The sequence below is a fragment of the Bacteroides propionicigenes genome, from assembly GCF_018390535.1.
GTDB lineage: Bacteria > Bacteroidota > Bacteroidia > Bacteroidales > Bacteroidaceae > Bacteroides > Bacteroides propionicigenes.
In genome coordinates this window covers 97,702-115,247 of the sequence record NZ_JAHBBW010000009.1, presented here as the reverse complement: position 1 = coordinate 115,247, position 17,546 = coordinate 97,702, and the positions used below count along the sequence as shown (strand labels likewise).

General features: G+C 49.2%; 17 protein-coding genes and 4 pseudogenes. 3 read left to right on the top strand and 18 right to left on the bottom strand.

The features are described 5' to 3' along the window. Window positions 1-173: 173 nt before the first annotated feature. A complete protein-coding gene (locus KG118_RS12045; protein WP_213388516.1) occupies window positions 174-3,386 on the top strand; it encodes an ATP-binding protein in 3,213 nt (1,070 codons plus the stop codon). Here the strand turns inward: KG118_RS12045 and traN are convergent. From traN to KG118_RS11955, 18 genes and pseudogenes are all read right to left on the bottom strand, one after another. Next, window positions 3,278-4,009: pseudogene (traN, locus tag KG118_RS12040) on the bottom strand (conjugative transposon protein TraN); the annotation flags it as partial. The gene KG118_RS12045 and the pseudogene traN sit on opposite strands and share 109 nt — an antisense overlap. 7 nt (window positions 4,010-4,016) lie before the next feature. Beyond that, window positions 4,017-5,273, bottom strand: coding sequence for a conjugative transposon protein TraM (traM, locus tag KG118_RS12035; RefSeq protein ID WP_213388515.1), 1,257 nt, complete (start codon window positions 5,271-5,273; stop codon window positions 4,017-4,019). After that, a complete protein-coding gene (locus KG118_RS12030) occupies window positions 5,257-5,547 on the bottom strand; it encodes a hypothetical protein (RefSeq protein ID WP_213388513.1) in 291 nt (96 codons plus the stop codon). Before KG118_RS12030 ends, traM begins: the two co-directional genes overlap by 17 nt. Continuing rightward, window positions 5,537-6,160, bottom strand: a pseudogene (gene traK, locus KG118_RS12025) (conjugative transposon protein TraK). The gene KG118_RS12030 and the pseudogene traK overlap by 11 nt, the downstream one beginning before the upstream one ends. Window positions 6,161-6,189: 29 nt before the next feature. Further along, complete coding sequence (gene traJ, locus KG118_RS12020) at window positions 6,190-7,203, bottom strand: conjugative transposon protein TraJ (protein ID WP_213388511.1); 1,014 nt, start codon at window positions 7,201-7,203, stop codon at window positions 6,190-6,192. Window positions 7,204-7,230: 27 nt separating this feature from the next. Further along, a complete protein-coding gene (locus KG118_RS12015; RefSeq protein ID WP_213388509.1) occupies window positions 7,231-7,860 on the bottom strand; it encodes a DUF4141 domain-containing protein in 630 nt (209 codons plus the stop codon). A 4-nt stretch (window positions 7,861-7,864) separates the two neighbouring features. After that, a complete protein-coding gene (locus KG118_RS12010; protein ID WP_213388507.1) occupies window positions 7,865-8,140 on the bottom strand; it encodes a hypothetical protein in 276 nt (91 codons plus the stop codon). Then, window positions 8,141-8,272 (bottom strand): hypothetical protein, encoded by a 132-nt coding sequence (locus KG118_RS17575; protein WP_007482279.1) that lies wholly within the window; start codon window positions 8,270-8,272, stop codon window positions 8,141-8,143. A 21-nt stretch (window positions 8,273-8,293) separates the two neighbouring features. Beyond that, window positions 8,294-10,798, bottom strand: a pseudogene (locus tag KG118_RS12005) (TraG family conjugative transposon ATPase). A 5-nt stretch (window positions 10,799-10,803) separates the two neighbouring features. Continuing rightward, a complete protein-coding gene (locus KG118_RS11995; protein WP_213388504.1) occupies window positions 10,804-11,124 on the bottom strand; it encodes a DUF4133 domain-containing protein in 321 nt (106 codons plus the stop codon). A 15-nt stretch (window positions 11,125-11,139) separates the two neighbouring features. Next, window positions 11,140-11,439, bottom strand: coding sequence for a DUF4134 domain-containing protein (locus KG118_RS11990; protein WP_087375285.1), 300 nt, complete (start codon window positions 11,437-11,439; stop codon window positions 11,140-11,142). A 265-nt stretch (window positions 11,440-11,704) separates the two neighbouring features. Next, on the bottom strand, window positions 11,705-12,133 hold the full coding sequence (locus KG118_RS11985; protein ID WP_213388536.1) for a hypothetical protein: 429 nt from the start codon (window positions 12,131-12,133) through the stop codon (window positions 11,705-11,707). Window positions 12,134-12,154: 21 nt separating this feature from the next. Further along, the gene (locus KG118_RS11980; protein WP_213388502.1) at window positions 12,155-12,610 is read right to left on the bottom strand and encodes a hypothetical protein; all 456 of its coding nucleotides are present in this window, start codon (window positions 12,608-12,610) and stop codon (window positions 12,155-12,157) included. Window positions 12,611-12,817: 207 nt separating this feature from the next. Further along, window positions 12,818-13,750 (bottom strand): hypothetical protein, encoded by a 933-nt coding sequence (locus KG118_RS11975; protein ID WP_213388500.1) that lies wholly within the window; start codon window positions 13,748-13,750, stop codon window positions 12,818-12,820. Window positions 13,751-13,753: 3 nt separating this feature from the next. Beyond that, window positions 13,754-14,248 (bottom strand): DUF3408 domain-containing protein, encoded by a 495-nt coding sequence (locus tag KG118_RS11970; protein WP_213388498.1) that lies wholly within the window; start codon window positions 14,246-14,248, stop codon window positions 13,754-13,756. Window positions 14,249-14,250: 2 nt separating this feature from the next. Further along, complete coding sequence (locus KG118_RS11965) at window positions 14,251-14,661, bottom strand: ParA family protein (RefSeq protein ID WP_213388496.1); 411 nt, start codon at window positions 14,659-14,661, stop codon at window positions 14,251-14,253. Window positions 14,662-14,724: 63 nt separating this feature from the next. Next, window positions 14,725-14,919, bottom strand: a complete 195-nt coding sequence (locus KG118_RS11960; RefSeq protein WP_317196540.1) for a conjugal transfer protein TraA — start codon at window positions 14,917-14,919, stop codon at window positions 14,725-14,727. A 488-nt stretch (window positions 14,920-15,407) separates the two neighbouring features. Further along, window positions 15,408-15,647, bottom strand: a complete 240-nt coding sequence (locus KG118_RS11955; RefSeq protein ID WP_213388494.1) for a hypothetical protein — start codon at window positions 15,645-15,647, stop codon at window positions 15,408-15,410. Window positions 15,648-15,762: 115 nt separating this feature from the next. Between KG118_RS11955 and mobA the strand changes: the two are divergent. Together mobA and mobB are read left to right on the top strand one after the other, a co-directional pair. Beyond that, window positions 15,763-16,197: pseudogene (gene mobA, locus KG118_RS17505) on the top strand (conjugal transfer protein MobA). 130 nt (window positions 16,198-16,327) lie between these two features. Next, a complete protein-coding gene (gene mobB, locus KG118_RS11940) occupies window positions 16,328-17,536 on the top strand; it encodes a conjugal transfer protein MobB (protein ID WP_213388490.1) in 1,209 nt (402 codons plus the stop codon). The last annotated feature ends 10 nt before the right edge of the window (window positions 17,537-17,546 follow it).

Sequence of the window (17,546 nt, the reverse complement as noted above, 5' to 3'; positions counted from 1 at the left end):
TGTGAAACACTCTTTTCAATTCCTTTTTATAGAAGCGGAGTGAGACCTATGTCGTCACTTCGCTTTATTTATATTCTCCCCCATTATTTATTCTATTTCCTTTGTCCGTCCGACAAATTATACATACTTTTGCTTAATTTTAACTCACATTAAATGAACTTATAAAAGAAGACATGAGAGAATTCATTCAAGCAGTAACTATTTTACTTTGTTTACTGACACAATCCGTGTCTTCGTACGCCAACAAAGGAGACAAAAAAATAAATCACATTCTAATCGTCAACACATACTCCGATGCCAATCCATGGAGTAACAGTCTCATTCTCCCGATAGTAAATTTAGCGTCCCGTCACGGTGATATGGGAGCCTATACCGCACACCTGAAGATGCTCACTTTGCAAGACACAAAAGACTTCAAAAGCTATAAAAAGAAAATACGCAAAGAACTTTCCAACCAATCACCCAGCTTAATAGTCTTCATAGGATGTGCCAGTTTCATTCTATGTGACGAGTTGAACAAACAATGGCCGGATATCCCAATGCTTTTATGCGGAGAACGAGACTATACAGGTCCGGAGGACTGTGTAGCCGACGGATATGCCTTATCACCGGAAATGCGCATTCCGCTAAAAAGTATGCAAGGACGCATGAACCTGACCCTAATGCACGCCAGCAACCATATAGAAGAGAATATCCGTCTCATGGAACACATGATTCCGAAAATGAACAAACTCATGTATATCGGGGACGAAACTTATATCTGCCAGCAAAACAATTATGATATTTCGGAAGTCATCCGGAACAAACATCCGGAACTGTCATACGATTTCATATCCGCCAAAGACGTCACTACCGACAGTTTGTTTACTATTCTCAACAAAGTGAATACCCAAACCACCGGCATCTTGTACACCTCATGGTTTCGGAAACAAGACTACAAGGACAATACGATAATGGTCAACAACTCTCATCGCATCATCGCGACTTCCTCCATTCCCCTGTTCTCTTCCAGAACAGTAGGCATTAAAGACGCAACCGGTTTCGTTGGTGGATATTTTTACGACGAAAAGGCCTTTATCAAACAAATGCTTTCTACCATTCAGGAGATATTGAACGGAAAAGCCGCACGCAACATTCCTTTTTATTATGCCACCGATGGGGTTCCCACTTTCAATTACAACTCACTGAAGCAACTTAACCTCGACCCCAAACGCTGCCCTAAAAATACAGTATTTTATAATATGCCACCCACCTTTTGGGAACAATACGAATACATCATCATAATCTGTATCTGTGTTATCATTATTCTCATGTTAGCTTTCCAACACCACCGCCTGCTCGTGCTCAAAAAAATGAAAAAACTTCAGCAGAATGAGTTGGATACTGCCACCAAATACTATACCCTGATAAATAATATGCCTATTATCTATCAACTGGAAGAGTTAATTAAAGATGAAAACGGACAAATCGTAGAGACCCGCTTTATTGATGTAAACAGGCAATTTGAAGAAAAAATCCTCCGGCGCGACAAAGTCATCGGAAAACTGGGAAGTGAAATATTCCCGCAATCCATGACACATTTCCTCTATTTCATGAACATCGCCTTAAAGGAAAAACGTTCTGTAACCTTCTCCTACTATTCTAAAGAAGATAACGCTTTCTACGACATTGTGATAAATGCTTACAGCGACGAACGCCACATGGATATTTTCTGTCTGGACAGCACCGAATTGCATCGCGCACAAATGCAGTTAAGTTCCATCAACCATAAACTATCCATGGCACTCGACATAGCCAATATCGTACCTTGGAAATGGAATTTGCAGACTCACACCATACTTTGTGACGTAAACAAACCCATTGAGCTAAACCATGAAAACATCGGTTCCAATGAAGAGCAGCTTTCCGTTCCAGATCATATGTACTTTGCCAAAATACATAAGGAAGACCTGCCAAAGGTAAAAAAAGCATATGCCGATCTGATAGCGAAACGTACCACAAAGGTCAAAGAAGAATACCGAGTTATCAACCGCATCAACGGATGCAAACAAATAGACTGGGTAGAAGCCCAAGCAGCAATAGAGAGTTACGATGAGAAAGGTGAACCGCTTACGCTGATAGGTTCTTCTTTAATCATCACCGAAAGAAAACGAATGGAGACCGACCTTATCTCTGCCAAAAACCGGGCAGAAGAATCTAATCGTCTCAAGTCGGCTTTCCTTGCCAATATGAGCCACGAGATACGCACTCCACTCAATGCCATTGTCGGATTTTCCGGCATACTGGCTTCCACCGAAGAAGAAAAGGAAAAACAGGAATATGTCAGTATCATCGAAAACAACAACGCTTTGTTATTACAATTGATTAGCGATATCCTCGACCTTTCCAAGATTGAAGCCGGCACAATGGAATTTGTCAATACAGACTTCGACCTAAACCGGGTAATGACAGAATTGGAAAGCGCACTTCGCCTGAAACTGTCACCGGAAAAAAATGTGGAACTTATCTTCGAGTCCCGCCTGCCCGATTGTCATATTTATGCCGAACGTAACCGTATTTCTCAAATCATCATCAATCTGGTAACTAATGCCATCAAATTCACTGACACGGGCAGCATCCGCTTTGGCTACGAAAAGCGCGGCAAGACACTCTATTTCTATGTTACCGATACCGGTTGCGGTATTCCCGATGACAAACAGAAAGACGTATTCGGCCGCTTCGTGAAGCTGAATAACTTTGCCCAAGGTACAGGGCTTGGACTTTCTATCTGCCAAACCCTTGTACAACATATGGGTGGCAATATTGGGCTACAATCCAAGTCGGGAGAAGGCTCCACCTTCTGGTTTACCCTGCCCTACACTCCCTCCACCCACATCAGACAGCAGGAGGTAAAAACAGAGCCTATCAAGATGAAACAACAAAAAATCACTATCCTGATAGCCGAAGATCATGATAGCAATTACCGTCTGATAGAATCAATCCTCAAAAAAGACTACAATCTGATCCATGCTTGGAATGGCGAAGAAGCTGTTGCAATGTTCAAGACATATGCACCGCAACTTATCCTCATGGACATCAACATGCCTGTTATGAACGGCTATGAAGCTACCAGGGAAATACGCAAGCTATCTACACAAGTACCCATTATAGCTGTTACAGCCTTTGCCTATGCATCTGACGAGCAGAAAGTCATGGAGAACGGTTTTGATGCCTATATGGCAAAACCTATCAATGCCAATCAGCTGAAAGGACAGATTACATCTATATTGAAACAGCTTCCGTCCACCGTCGTCAGGCGGTTATACGTCCTTACCGGCTCGATGAAGTTCTCCTGCATGGCGGTACGTTTCGCCACTTTCTTGTCGATGACTTTAAAACGGATATAGTCGATGTCAAACGATATGTCCGACCTGTTGCGTACGGATGTATGCAGGTACAGCAGGTCGTTGTTGATATAAATTCCCTTGAGCAGTGTCTGTATGCCGTACTTCTTGCAGCCGATGTGCCTGATGTCCCTTTTGTTCTTCTTGTACAGCGTGTACATGATGCGGTTCACCACCAGCGGTGTCTCCCCACCGAGTTCCTTCAGCTTCACGAACATGCGGTCACCGGCAATGCCGCCTTCGGGATTGTCCCGGAGCCAGTCCTCCATCTCGATAGAGAGTTGTGCCGGTTCGTCCTTGTAAACCACATTAAAGGAATAGAAACAGCCGTCGGCAGTGATGACGGAGAAGTTGGTTTCCCCCTCAAAGCCTTTTACCGCCGCCTTGATGCGTACCACGTTTTCCGCTCCCGTCGCCTTGTCCGCTATGATGTCAAACGAACCCAGATCCACATATTTCACTTCGGAAGGGAAAAGGATATGCACGGTTTTCTGGAAAGTCACCTCAATCCGGTGCGGTGCGATAATCTGGTTGGTGGGAAATATCTTTGTTTCCACCGTCTCCTGTGCTTTTGCCCCCAGCAGGGAGAAAAGCATGACTATTGATAAAACAATTCTTGTCTTCATAATCTGATTACTGTTTTTTGGATATTAATAAAAGTTGGTAATTCGCCTTCACGGACACTTTCACTTCACGCATCTTTGTGGCGAGGTATTGCGAACCGCCGCCGAGCACACCCCTTGTCACGTCCATGACGAGTTGTTGCGAGGCGCTGCGTGCAAACGAGATGCTTGTCCCGAAACTGCCGCCTATATTGGCTGCGGCTTCCTTCATGGCGGTACGCTCCGCGGTGTTGGGGACGAAAAGCCCGGCCTGTCCGTCCATGTCGTATGCCGCCAGTTCCACCGGCAGGATATTGCCACCGCTCTCGATGGAACTCACACTGACTTCCATCCGTTGCCCCCCGATGCGTACCGTTCCAAAAAGCGGGGTGCCGGCAGGCACAAGCACATTGCCCACTTGCAGAGGTTCCAGCAATCTGAACTTCAACAATGAGCCGGTACTCACCATCTGGTCCTCGGCAACGCAGGCACGTATCGTATTGGCCCCGGCAAGCAGCCCGCCGCCTACCACCGTGGCAAAACCGTAATTTCGTGGGATTGAATCCGGCAGCGGAGGCGGGGTCAGGGAGGATACCACATTCTCTGCGGCACGTCCGGCTGCTATCGCGGCAGGATTGCCGGCATGTCCCCCCGAAGGCTGTATGCTCTTCACCTGACCGCCCGCCTGACCGGGGAAATAGCGTGCCGCCATCTCATACGACTTCTCCATCAGTTCCAGCGGGTCCTGTGATTTCCGTTCACGTTCCAGCCTCTCGTTAAGCTCTTTCACCTGCCGTTCCAGTTCGGCCACTTTCGGACTCTCCTCCGGCTCCTGATAGAACGAGGTGATCTGCCTTGAAATCTGCCGCTGCCGTTCCCTGGACTCCCGTATGGCATCCGCTTTCGGTGCTTCCGGTTTTACTTTTGAAGTGTCCGGCGCCAGACAGTCACCCGCCACGTCCTGCAAGGTCCTCACTTTCTCCCGCCTGCGCTTCTTCATCTCTTCCAGTTCGTAGGCCTTCTGCTTGTCGGCCATCGTTTCGGGTGCGATGGCATCGGGTATGGTGGTGTTGATGCCCGCCGCCCCTTCCACCGTTTCCGCCGCATCCGGTTTGAAAAGAAACCAGATGAACCCGGCACACAGCAGGGAGAGGAATGCCACCACTCCATAAAATTTCAATTTTCCGGCGGTCTTGCCGCTTAACTTTTTCTCCTTTGGGGATACCGGCTCCGCTTTCAGCGTCTCCTTCTCCCTTACTTTTTCTTCTTTCTTATCGGATTGTGTCATTGGATACATTGTTTTTTAATGGTTGGATACTGTCCGGCAGGGGAAGCATCACCCTTTGGAGATGCCGCACCTCAATCGGAAACTTGTCTGTGCCGCAGAAACCGCCCACGATGTAGGCAAGGTCGATGGCGGCGAAGAGTCCGAGCAGGTAAAGGATGATGACCCTTTGCTGCCGGTAACTCAACCGCTGCCAGCGTCTGCGGAGCTTTGCCATATGACGGTCTTTCCCCGTTCTGAACGACTGGAAGACCTTTTTCAGCCCGTTATCTTTCATACTGCCCGATGTCCCTGTTTTCGATGATTGTAAAGCCTTCTATCAGAAATCCCTGCGGATTATTGTCGCTCCGGGTCACATTCCTCAGCCGGCAGGTGGTGACAAGCGACCTCTCGGTAACGCTGCTCGAACGGATGATGTGCTGGCGGCAATAAGCCCTCATCTCGTACGGATAGCTGTCGAAGTTCCCCCCGATGCTGTCCACCGTCAGGGTCTGTGAGATATTCCCCGCTATCATCCGGTTGAAGTAACCCTTCTCCTGCAAGTTCCGGTAATAGCCGATGGCGCTTTCATCCGAGAGGTAAAGGGCACGCTGCACATTGCTTTCAATGGCGTTCTTGTCCGGTGACAGGGTAAAGAACAGTTCGTGAAAACGCCTGATATGCTCCCTCGCCTCTACCGGGCGGTTCTGCTGTGCATCCTGCGAGAGGGCCAGCATCAGCGATTTCCCGCTGTCCAGCACATAGATTTTCTGCCGCTGCGCTTCCGCAAAGTCGTATGCCTTTCAGGTGGCGAAAACCGTTACCAATGCGCAAACTCCCAGGAATACCATTCCGAACAGCCGCAGCTGCCGGAACGATGTCTCGATGTTTTTTAATGATTTGAATTCCATGTCTTTTTCTGTTTTTTAATATGATACGTTTAGAACATTTTCTTAATGCGCCCGGCTACTGTTCCGCCAACCGCACCGCCGACTGCCGCAGTACCGTTCCCGACCATCTTTCCCGCACCGTTGGCCTTCTGTCCGAAAGCCCCCGCACCGCCGGCCTGAATGATCCAGGAGGAAACCGTGGGTACGCAGAAATAACCGATGATACCGATTATCATAAAGATGCAGTACACTTTACCGGAAGAATCCGGTATGAATGTGGGGTCCTGCATCCGCTCGATGTCCTGTTGCAACATCAGGATCTGTATGCGTGAGAGGATGGAGCCGAACAGGTCACTTACAGGTAGCCACAGATAGATGCAGATATAGCGCGACAACCATGTGGTGAGCGTACTCTGGAAACCGTCATAGACGGCCAGCGCAAAGGAGACAGGCCCCAGTATGGACAGGACAATCAGGAAAAAAGTCCTCAACGTGTCTATCAGCAGCGAAGCCGCCTGAAAGAACAGTTCCAGCAGTTCCCGGAACCATCCCCGGATTTTTTCACCAAGTTCATATATCTTTTTCTGCCCGTACATGTTTATCATCGTGTCCATGTCGCTCAGTGACCAGCCCAGCTCATCCAGCCTCTTGTCATACGCCTCGTCACTTATTAGGAAAGCCTTTGCCGGGTCACGCAACATAGCGTTGCGTTTCAACTCGTCCTTCTCTTGCTGATACTTTCTCATATCGAAGGTCTGCTGCTCGACCAGGGAAGAAGTCGCACTGCACACGGGGGAAAGAATCCCGTTAATGGTCCCCAACACAATGGTAGGAAAGAACATGATGCAAAGCCCCAGCACGAAAGGCCTGAAAAGCGGGAACACATCTATTTCTTCCGCTCTCGCAAGGGACTGCCAGACCCGGTACGCCACGTAGAACAGGGCACCGATACCGGCCACTCCCTTCGCCACGCTTGCCATGTCCTCGCACAGCGGCATCATCTCATCGTAAAGCGAACGCAGCAACTCATGCAGGTTCGTCCAGTCTATTGATAGTAATACCATAGTCAATCTGTCTTTTAGGATGAATGGTTACCAGTAACGCTGTTCGTGTGTCCCGTACAAGGCGAGTACCCTTTGGGAATCCCCGCTTTCCTTGCTCCGCAAGTATGACACTCCGATGTTCTTACGGGTATAGTACCATGTCAATTTTTTGTATTCCAACACTTCACCGTATATCCGGTTAATGATGTCCAGCCGTTCCTTGTCAGTCATAGAGAGTCCGGTTGCCGTAGTCACTTCCTTCAAGTCCAGCAACAGGTTGCTGCTTTCTTCCAATAGACGGTTATACCCGAAAGCGATGGCCGAGAGTTCCTCCACGGTGAAGTTCGGGTCGCCCATCATCGTATTGAAGTTGGTCACGTAAATATCGCTGATATCCCCTACAAGCAGGATGGTCTGCTGCACCTTCCGGGCGCCTTTCACAAGGTCATGCACCGATTTCAGTGCGTCGTAGTAGGCTTTTCCCTGCTCATAAATCTTTACCGTTTCCTTGAAATTATTAATCATATTTTCAGCAGTGGAAGAGGTTTCAATGATTTCATTGGCCGAGTTCACGATACTTTGCGCAAAGTTGCTGGGGTCAAAAACCGCCCATTGTGCCTTGCTTGTCACCGAAAGGGACAACAGTGCCATAAACAGAATTATCATTCTTTTCTTCATGCGTCTATCTCCTTTCTTTGGTGAGTAAATGCCGGCTGTCGTCATCACGGGCGAACAGTCCGTAACTACCGAACAGCAATACCTCGCTGCCGCTGAAATACCCGATGCATCCGGCATCCTTGTTGCCGTGCAGGAAAAGGTCGTCGCCCTTCCTAAGAGGAATATTGATTTCCGTATAACCCCTTTCTCCGATAAACAGCGTGGCCTTGTACCCCTTGAAGCCGTCCGTCACACGGTTGGATTTACGGACAGTCAGTGACGATCCACCTTCCTTATTCATTCAGTGACCGCAGATACGGTCATGTTCCAGTTCCTTTTTCATCTCCCCAATCAGGTTCAACAGATCCAGATTGGTCAGGGTCGCATCTCCGAGGGCTTCCCTGCATTGGTTTAATAAATCTTTTTTGCTCATTGTCATCTATGTTTAAAATGGTTACTTCTTTTCCTGCCGTTTACGTTCGGCAAGTTGTTTGATAGCTAACTCTATGTTTCCCCCCAGCTTTTCAGTAAGCCGGGTAAGTTCCAGTTTTTCAGTCTCTTCGGTGGTGTAGCACAGATATTCTTCGCCCGAAACTTCTGTCGCATATACCGCGCTCTGCGTACCGCCAAGCCCTATCCAGACCTCTTTATACAGCCGGTTCGCGGCATTGGCAAGGTTGATCGAGAGTATCTGGCTGCGTTCCTTGTCCGTCAGGCCGAGCAGGTTCTGTATCTGATCGAATTTATTCTGATACTTCCGCTGGTCGAGCAATATTTTGCAATCGCTGTTGTTGATAATCGTTTCTTTCACAACGGATGAAGAGATAATGTCATCCACTTCCTGCGTCACCACAACCGCCTCTCCATAGAACTTTCTGACCGTCTTAAAGAGATATTTTATATAGGATGCCATACCTTCCTTGGCGATTGCCTTCCATGCCTCCTCAATCAGTATCATCTTGCGGATACCCTGCAAACGGCGCATCTTGTTGATGAACGTCTCCATGATGATAATCGTGACAACCGGAAAAAGGATGGGATTGTCCTTCACGACATCCAGCTCGAATACGATAAACCGCTTGTTAAGCAAGTCCAGTTCCTTGTCCGAGTTCAGCAGATAGCCGTACTCGCCGTTCTTGTAATAGGGTTCCAGCACGTTCAGAAAACCGTCCACGTCAAAATCCTTCTCCCGCACGTTCTTGTCTGCCAGCACCTTGCGGTAGTCCTTCCTTACAAAATCGTAGAACGAGTTGAAGTTGGGCTTTATCCTGCGGTTCTTTTTTATCTTCTCGATATAAAGACTGACGGCATTCGAGAGCGCCACCTCTTCCGAGCGGCGGGGCGGTTCGTCCTCCCTCTTCCAAAGAGTGAGTATCAGGGTCTTGATACTGTCCCGCTTTTCAATGTCATACTGGTAATCCTCTGTGAAAAACGGATTGAATGAGATCGGGGCATCTTCTCGGTATGTAAAATAAATCCCGTCGTCTCCGCCGGTCTTCTGGTGTATCAGGTCACAGAGTCCCTTGTACGAGTTTCCGGTGTCCACCAGCAGGATATGACTTCCCTGTTCCCAGTATTGTCTGACAAGATGGTTGGTAAAGAAACTCTTTCCGCTTCCGCTTGGACCGAGTATGAACTTGTTTCTATTAGTCACCACCCCTTTCTTCATGGGCAGGTCCGAGATGTCCAGAAAGACCGGCTTGCCCGTCAGCCTGTCCACCATACGGATGCCGAAGGGGGACAGCGAGTTCCGGTAACATGTCTCGGCCGTGAAGAAGCAGAGTGCCTGCCCGGTAAACGTGTAGAACGTCTCTTCAGAGGGAAAGTCCGCCTCGTTTCCCGGTATACCGGCCCAATAGAGGGCCGGAAGGTCGGTCGTGTTATGACGCGGGGTACATTCCATCAAGGCCAGCGCACTGCCCACGTCATTCTTCACTTTTCGGAGTTCATCGCCGTTTTCCGCCCATGCGATGATGTTGCAATGGCAGCGCACGGACTGCAACCCGTTGGTATGCGCCTCGTTCAGGTATTCGTCCAGCCACTCCTTGTTTATCTGGTTACTGCGGCTGTAACGGGAAAGCGACTGCATGTTCTTGGCCATCTTCTCAAAACGGGAAAGGTTCTCGCTGCTGTCGTCTATGAATATCCACTGGTTGTAGATATGGTCGCAGGAGAGCATCACGCCCACGGGGGCGGCATAGCTCAGGCGGCAGTCCGAGCGGTCGGTCGAGAGGCGTTCATACCGCCCGTCCGTCCTGACCCTTCCCGGAAGGTCGTCAAGGTCGGAAAGGGTATGCAGGCAGAGCCGCTTGTCACCGATACGCATCCCGTCCGGGTTCAGCTGCATGTCCTGCAACATGGTGGTTCCGTCTGCCGACAGCGTGAGATACCGCTCGATAATGCCCGGTTCGCTTTCCGTTCCTGTAATATCTTCCGTGGTGAGGCGTTCCAGCCTTGTCAGCCCGCTGTCATTGACGATGCTTTCAAACTGTCCCACGGCTTCCATGAAACGCTCCACCGTTTCCTTGTCCCTGATTTCCTTCGGCACCAGAAAACCACGGCAGAGCGTGTTCCAGTTGCTTTGTTGCCGGGAGCGTTCCTTCGTGGTCTTGGTAAGGAACAGATAGCAGGTGTGGTGCAGGTAAGGCCTTTCGTTGAAGTGTCGCTCGAAACTGCGGGAGAGGAAGCTCAGTTCGTCCCTGCGGATGTCCGGCTCGTATTTCTCCGTGATGAAAATATCCTGCTTGTGGACGATGGAGAAATTCGGCAATACCTTGATCGCCTTCGCTCATGCGGCGTGCATCGCCTCATAATCTGCGGATGATACCGAAAACACTTCCGGCAGTGTGACCCGGAAAGCGACCGTGATGTCGGCGTCCTTGCTGACGATGCAGCCGTGCTCCACCGCCATGACGGGGAACTTGCTTTCCAGTGTGGATGCTTTTAATATACTTCTCATATGATTTACGATTGTTGTTCTTTAATCAGACGTGTGATACGTTTGCGTGAGAGGATTCTCCGGGGGTGCTGCCGGGCCGCGAACAGTTTCATCAGCCCGTGGCTGCCGTATTTACGGTTCAGCGTGAAGGTCAGCCATACCAGCACGGTAGCTGCCGAAACCCCGAAACCGATACAGATCCACTGGTCAGCGCCTGCCATATACATGATGACGAACACCACGAATACGGCAAGCAGGCCGGCAGCGAAAATAAACAGGTATTGCGCCCGGAGTCCCTTGAACTCCACCTCACGGCCCACGCCCTTATTTATTTCAAAATCAGCCATAAGTTGCCGGTGTTTTTAGAGGAAGAACGACCTCAGGATGGTAGCCGCGACTATCAGGAAGATGCAGGCTCCGAACCACGAACTTGCCGTTTTCGAGGTGTCGGGGTCGCCCGAACTGAACTTCTGATACACCTTGATCCCTCCCACGAGTCCGATGACGGCTCCCACCGCATACGCCAGCTTTGTGCCGGGGTCAAAATATCCGCTCACGAGCTGTGTCGCCTCGGTAATACCGGCCTGCCCGTTTCCTTGCGCCATTGCCGCGCTTGCCGCCGCAACAGCGGCCAGCATCATAATCAATCTTTTCTTTTTCATTAATTCCGTGATTTTTAAGTGAATGAAAAGCCACGGACCGCCCCCTTTCACTATCCCCACAAGGCAGCCCGCAGCTACTTTATGGTTTACTGGTTCAGGGGGTAAGTTCCGGTTGGAAATCAGCCGGAGTCATAATATGCCATTCGCATCGTTATTTGTTTTAGTGGTGAAACACGGGTGTTAATTCTCTCTTGAAAAGGGGATGCGCATCATCCCGAATCGTAATAGCCTTTTGTTCTCATTGTTTTTACTGTTTTTTACCGTTTTATTTCAAATATTCCCCGCACTTGAAACCTTTGCGGGGTGTATAGTCCTCAAAGGAAGAGGACTTGAACAGCCACATCCGGTTTGCCCACCGTGCAAGGTCACGCTCATACCGGGTAGGCGTCCGCCTGTTCTCATAATCCCGGAAGGGAATGACAAAGGGGGTAATCCCCAGTTTCCTGAGCACGTTCAGCCGGAAAAGGTCCTGCTCTATGGTGGAATTGAATCCTACCAGCACATAGCAGGTGATCTTGTAAGGCTTCACATGCCTGACCATCTCTTTCAGACGGTCTGTCAGGTCCAGTGCGGGCAAGTCCCAGGCGATGTGGATGTTCTGTTTCATCCTCAGCCTGTTCAGATGCCAGGCCTGTTCCTCATCCATAATCCTGACGTCCACACCGTGCAATTTTACGGGCTGGCGGGTTTTCAGCAGATACTCCACAGCCGACCTTCATTCGGGATTGGCAAAGAAGTTGTTGTCCAGTACCTCAATCCATTTTCCTTCGGGATTCAGTTCCACCGGCTCCACCGCCCGGATATACCCTTCTTTCTCGCGGACGAGGCAGAAAGGGCATTTACGGATGCAGCCCCTTGAAAAGAACTGGAGGGAAAAGGGATATTCGGGGTAAAGGGAGTAATCCATCATCCGGCTGTGTTCCACCGTTTCGGAAAGCCTGCCGGCAATGTCATATCCGGTTCCGCCCCTGATTACCTCTCCGGCATCCAGCCGGCTGTAATCATAATCGGGTGTGAAGGTGAACACCTTGCTTGCCAGCACCTTGTCATACCGCCGTGCCTGTTCCGCCCATTCCACCCGGTGCCCTTTCCCCTTGTAATAAGCCGAAAGGCGTATCAGCGCAAAATTGGGGAAGTTATGTCCGTCCACATCTACCAGTCCTATATTCATACGGATAAAATTTAATGGTGAATAGTTCTTTTTGTCTTGCCGGGTGACTGCCGCAAGCGGTCTGTCATCCCGAATCGAAATAAGTCATATACATGCTTTGTCAGTTTATTCAGTCACATACCATAGCGGATCTCTTTTTACAATGATACGGGCAATCAACCCGTATCAAAATAACCTCTTGTCATCGTTACCTCCTTTTTTAATCGGTTAATCACTGTCCGGAGCAGCCTCACTCATCCGCTCGGCTTCGTCCAGAAATTTGCTGATACGGCTGTCGCTGCCATTGATACTTTCCAGTATCGAGCGCTCAATCTGCGTATCCTTTATATGGTGGATAGCCCTCAGAAGGGCCAGCCGTTTGTCCGTGGGAATCTCCTTGCCGTTGCACAGGTCGATGATCAGGTCTATCTCTTCCGGCCCGATACCGGCTGTGCCGCCCGGATAACCGTCACGGGCGCAGTTCAAGTCTTCCAGTTCCTCATTCAGTTCGTCCGTATCCACGTCGTCACTGTTTTCAGCCTGTTCCTCATTGTCCTCAAGCCTGCCGGAACTGTCGGGCCCGGAAGCCCGCCACTCTTCCACACGCTTGTCCCGGAACAGTTCCGGGATGCGCTCCGGCGGTACTTGTGCCGTCCTTTGCGGCACCATATCTTCGTTTCTGCCGGCAAATGTAGAGGCATTTTCCTTACCCGCAATAGCCCCGGAACCGGTGGCGTTTATTGGCGGCTGCTGGCGTGTCCCGTAGCTTTTCGTGATGACAAGGCTGTCCGCTCCGGACTGTTTTTGAGGTGTTTTTTCCATGCCCGCATTTGAAGGCTTTTCCTTCATTTCCGGCTTATCCTTGTCTCCCGTTTCTGTTCTCACAGCCGGGATGTCCCTCTTTCCGGCTTCCCGTACCGACGGACTTCCTTTCTTTTCCATTTTCCCTTTCGTGCGTTTACGTCCTTTCTTCTGTTCCTCTTTTACCGGATCGAACCATCCGGCAACACTCCGCAGGGCTTTTGCCATGCGGCGGCGTGCCTTCCCGAAACATATTTCGCCAAGCTGTCCCCTGAACAAAAACTTGTCCATGAACAGATAGGCGAACAATAACCAGAACAGGACCATTCCGGCTTCATAGTAAACTGATTGTATATCCATGACCTAAAATATTTTATTGTAACTCTTTTGAAGGTGGGCCTTCACCTCTTCCGAATGTCTCTCGAAATGTTCTTTCAATACATTATCTATATAGTTGCCGACCGTCAGCTGCCGTTTGCCCGCGATTCCGACAATAACCGATATTTTCTGGTGCAGTTCCTTGTCGATATATACCCCTTGTCTGCCTTCACATTTATAGGGGGTAAGGAATCTGCGGATAAAGTCGGCCAGTGCCGTGCGTGTCGTCTTCGGTGACGGTTTTTCCGCAATCACTTCCGGACAGCCGGTATCATCCGTAACGGAAACATTTTTCACTGTTTCGTTCACACGCTCATCCGTTTTTCCTTTTTCATCGGATAAGGCGGTTTCTCTATTTTCGCCGTTCTCTCCGGTCAGAGAAGATGCCGGAGATAAGGAAGGCTCCGAAGGAACACCCGCCATCAGGCTCCGCAGATACGCTTCATCCACCGGATTTTGTCCGTTTGTTTTCTTCGCCATGACTATTCGGTTTTAAGTATAGACATGATTTCATCCATGAACGTATCGAAGCCGCACTCTTTGGTGAATGCTGCATTAGGAGCGAACAGCGTACTTCGGTAAACGGGGCCGCCCGTAGCGGACAAGTCTTTGGAGAAGTTGCTGCGCATGGGAATACGTGTTTGAAGGCAGTCCAGCCCTAACAGGGAGAATCCTTGCTGATAGATGTCATACAAGGCCGTGCGTTCCCTTCGGTCCACCATGTTCCAGAACAGGCACAACCTTTTTAAGGAGGATACGCCGGTTTTTATCAGCCGGTCATTAATGGTAGTTGCAAAGTTCAGTGTGCTTTCCAGCACCAGGCGGTCTGCCTTTATAGGCACGAACAGATAATCGAGCGCACTGATTGCGGCGATAACCCCGTCGCTGCCCATTGTGCCGGGCAGGTCGAACAGTACAATATCATAAAGAGTCTCCGCCTTTTCTTCAAATGCCCTTCAGTCCGCCATGCCGCTGGCCGGAGTGCTTCCGATGACCGGATAAGCCCTTTTCTTCAACCGTCCGGCCTGCTCCACCAGGAGGTTCTGATAAACGGGTGTGGTCTTTACCACTTCCATATCCCGTTTTTTCTGTTTCATAATTGAATGTTGCGGATAGTCACAATCCACCACCGCTACGTTCAGTCCTTTCACGTAATGCAGTCATGATGCCGCATAAATGGTAAATGTTGATTTACCCACGCCGCCCTTCTGGGTAGCGAATGAAACGAATACTGTTTTCTTTTCCTTTTCCATTGTTACAAATTTAAGTAAGTGAATAATCGGGTTTATTGATTTCCGGACGGATAGCCGCTTACCCATGCGGCTGTCTGTGCGGTTACTTGTTTCATTGTCTGCTTATCCGGCCAGTTACATAGCTGCTTATACAGTTATCTACATAGCTGTTTAGCTATCCGGCTATTTGCGCATGTAGCTGTTTAATGATGTAGCAATAAAGTTAAGTACATATTCTGCCACTTATATATTCGGAGATTTGTTTATCCGTCTATGCATTTATATGTATGGTTGTGTATCTGGATAGATACCGGTCTGAATATCTGTTTATTCGTTCAGACAGCTATCCATATAGTTGCCCGGATAGTTATTCAGATAGTTGTCCGAATACCAGACTGTTTATCTGTTCAAACAGATAATCGAATAGCTATCCGGCTGCAAATAAACTTCAAAAAGAGCATCAGTGAAGTATCCGCCGTTTCAAAGTCATTTATTGGCGGCTGTTGGCGGGAACCGCCATAATGCACGGACAGAAAAAACTCTCTACCTTTGTCGCCGGGAGAGCGCAGCCCGTTCTCGGCAGAGAACGTAAAACAATCCTTCAGACCTATAATCCGGCCCGGCCGGATTTTAATATGCGTCAGCATATAGCGAGGTGTACTTTCAGCGGTTGAAAATATTTCCAACCGCTGAAAGTCTCGCCCGAAAGGTGTTTCGGGGGCAAAGGTTCTCCCAAGTCGAACCTTTTAAAATTTTCATGTTATGAAAGATGAAACAAGAATCCGTAACGCCGCAGGGCGCAAGGTGCTGGCAGACCCGCGTACGCACCGCTATTACCTCTGTCTCAATGACAGTGAGAACGAGAAGTTTCTCACGATGTTCGAACAATCCGGCATGAAGAACAAGGCTGAATTTATCTTCGCCCGTATCTTCGGTTGAGAGTTCAAGGTCGTGAAGATTGATAAGGAAGCGCAGGAATATTACGCCCAGCTTACCGCTTTCTATCAACAGTTCCGTCGTATCGGGAATAACTACAACCAGTGCGTGAAGACCATCCATACCATTTACCGGGAGAAGAAATCTCTTGCGTTTCTCTACAAACTTGCCGAAGAAACCCGTAAGCTGGAAGAAGTATGCAGGCAGGTTATCGAACTTACGAAGCGGTACGAAAAGAAATATCTTACTAAAAAGGAATAATGTCATGGTGCCGAATATAACATCGGGCAGTTCATTCTACGGAGTGATTGCCTATAATAAAATAAAGGTGGAAGACGGTACGGCAAAGGTATTGTGACACCCGAAGATAGCGGCGGATACTTCCGGTAATGTGCCGATTGAAAACTGCGTACAGGCTTTCGAGCCTTATATCGCACTCAACTCGCACGTCAGGAAACCGGTTATACATATCTCCTTGAATCCTTCCCCGAAAGATATTCTCTCGGAGGAACAGATGACCGTACTGGCGCAGGAGTTCATGGAAAAGTTCGGGTACGGGAACCAGCCCTATGTCGTATGGCTGCACGAAGACATAGACCGCAGGCACATGCACATCGTTTCGGTACGCATCAATGAGAAAGGTGAAAAGATAGACCATAACCGGGAAGGTATCCGGGCACAGAATATCTGCCGTGAAATGGAAGTGAAGTACGGGCTTCATCCCACACTCGGAGAGCATGGCGAGCGGGAACTGGTAAGTCTGCAAAAAGTGGACTATGCGAAAGGTGATGTGAAAGCGCAGCTAAAGCATACCACCCGTACCCTGCTGGAATGTTACAACTTTCATTCGCTTGCCGAATACAATACCCTGCTGGAACTTTACAACGTGACGGTTTATGAAGTGAGGGGAAATGTGGACGGAAAGGAATACCACGGTATCATGTACGGAGCGTTGGACGATGACGGGATGCGGGTGGGAACGCCTTTCAAGTCCAGTAAGTTCGGAAAGGTATTCGGTCATGAGGCTTTGCAAAAGAAATTTGATACATCTGTTGAAAAGGTAAAAAGAGACAGTCTTGCCGAAAGGACACGCAAGGAAATCATCAAAGCCATGCAGGACATAGGCACGAAGGAAGACTTTGCACATAGGCTGAAAGAGGCGGACATAGAAGTCGTTTACCGTATCAATTCCGATGGGCGTCTGTACGGCATCACATTTATAGACCATGCGGACCGGACGGTGTTTAACGGTTCACGTCTGGGCAAGCCATTTACCGCCAATGTGTTCAACGAACTGTTCAATAATCCGGATGCGGATCGGGAAAGGCTGATACCGCCGGCGGAGCATGAAACGCCACGGCAGGGAACCATCCCGGAACAAGCGGATAATATGAACCGGGAGGAACAACAGGAATGGCAGGATACAGGGCAAAACGGACGGCAGGCGGAAATCTCCGGCAGCCTGATTGACACGTCCGCACTCGGAGCCGTTGATATTTTCTCCATACTCATGGAGGAAGACCACACGCATGAATACATCGATCCGGCTTTCCGTTACGGGCGCAGGAAAAAGAAGAAAAAGCGGAGACGAAGGTTATAATAATGTATAG

What these genes read in the sequence shown, in the direction of transcription:
- KG118_RS11990 (WP_087375285.1), bottom strand. Translation starts at nt 11,439, where the DNA reads ATGAAAAAGAAAAGATTGATTATGATGCTGGCCGCTGTTGCGGCGGCA.
- KG118_RS12030 (WP_213388513.1), bottom strand. Translation starts at nt 5,547, where the DNA reads ATGAAAGATAACGGGCTGAAAAAGGTCTTCCAGTCGTTCAGAACGGGG.
- traM (WP_213388515.1), bottom strand. Translation starts at nt 5,273, where the DNA reads ATGACACAATCCGATAAGAAAGAAGAAAAAGTAAGGGAGAAGGAGACG.
- KG118_RS11965 (WP_213388496.1), bottom strand. Translation starts at nt 14,661, where the DNA reads ATGGGCAGCGACGGGGTTATCGCCGCAATCAGTGCGCTCGATTATCTG.
- KG118_RS17575 (WP_007482279.1), bottom strand. Translation starts at nt 8,272, where the DNA reads ATGAGCAAAAAAGATTTATTAAACCAATGCAGGGAAGCCCTCGGAGAT.
- KG118_RS12045 (WP_213388516.1), top strand. Translation starts at nt 174, where the DNA reads ATGAGAGAATTCATTCAAGCAGTAACTATTTTACTTTGTTTACTGACA.
- KG118_RS11975 (WP_213388500.1), bottom strand. Translation starts at nt 13,750, where the DNA reads ATGGATATACAATCAGTTTACTATGAAGCCGGAATGGTCCTGTTCTGG.
- KG118_RS11970 (WP_213388498.1), bottom strand. Translation starts at nt 14,248, where the DNA reads ATGGCGAAGAAAACAAACGGACAAAATCCGGTGGATGAAGCGTATCTG.
- KG118_RS11955 (WP_213388494.1), bottom strand. Translation starts at nt 15,647, where the DNA reads ATGCTGACGCATATTAAAATCCGGCCGGGCCGGATTATAGGTCTGAAG.
- KG118_RS11980 (WP_213388502.1), bottom strand. Translation starts at nt 12,610, where the DNA reads ATGAATATAGGACTGGTAGATGTGGACGGACATAACTTCCCCAATTTT.
- KG118_RS12015 (WP_213388509.1), bottom strand. Translation starts at nt 7,860, where the DNA reads ATGAAGAAAAGAATGATAATTCTGTTTATGGCACTGTTGTCCCTTTCG.
- traJ (WP_213388511.1), bottom strand. Translation starts at nt 7,203, where the DNA reads ATGGTATTACTATCAATAGACTGGACGAACCTGCATGAGTTGCTGCGT.
- KG118_RS12010 (WP_213388507.1), bottom strand. Translation starts at nt 8,140, where the DNA reads ATGAATAAGGAAGGTGGATCGTCACTGACTGTCCGTAAATCCAACCGT.
- KG118_RS11995 (WP_213388504.1), bottom strand. Translation starts at nt 11,124, where the DNA reads ATGGCTGATTTTGAAATAAATAAGGGCGTGGGCCGTGAGGTGGAGTTC.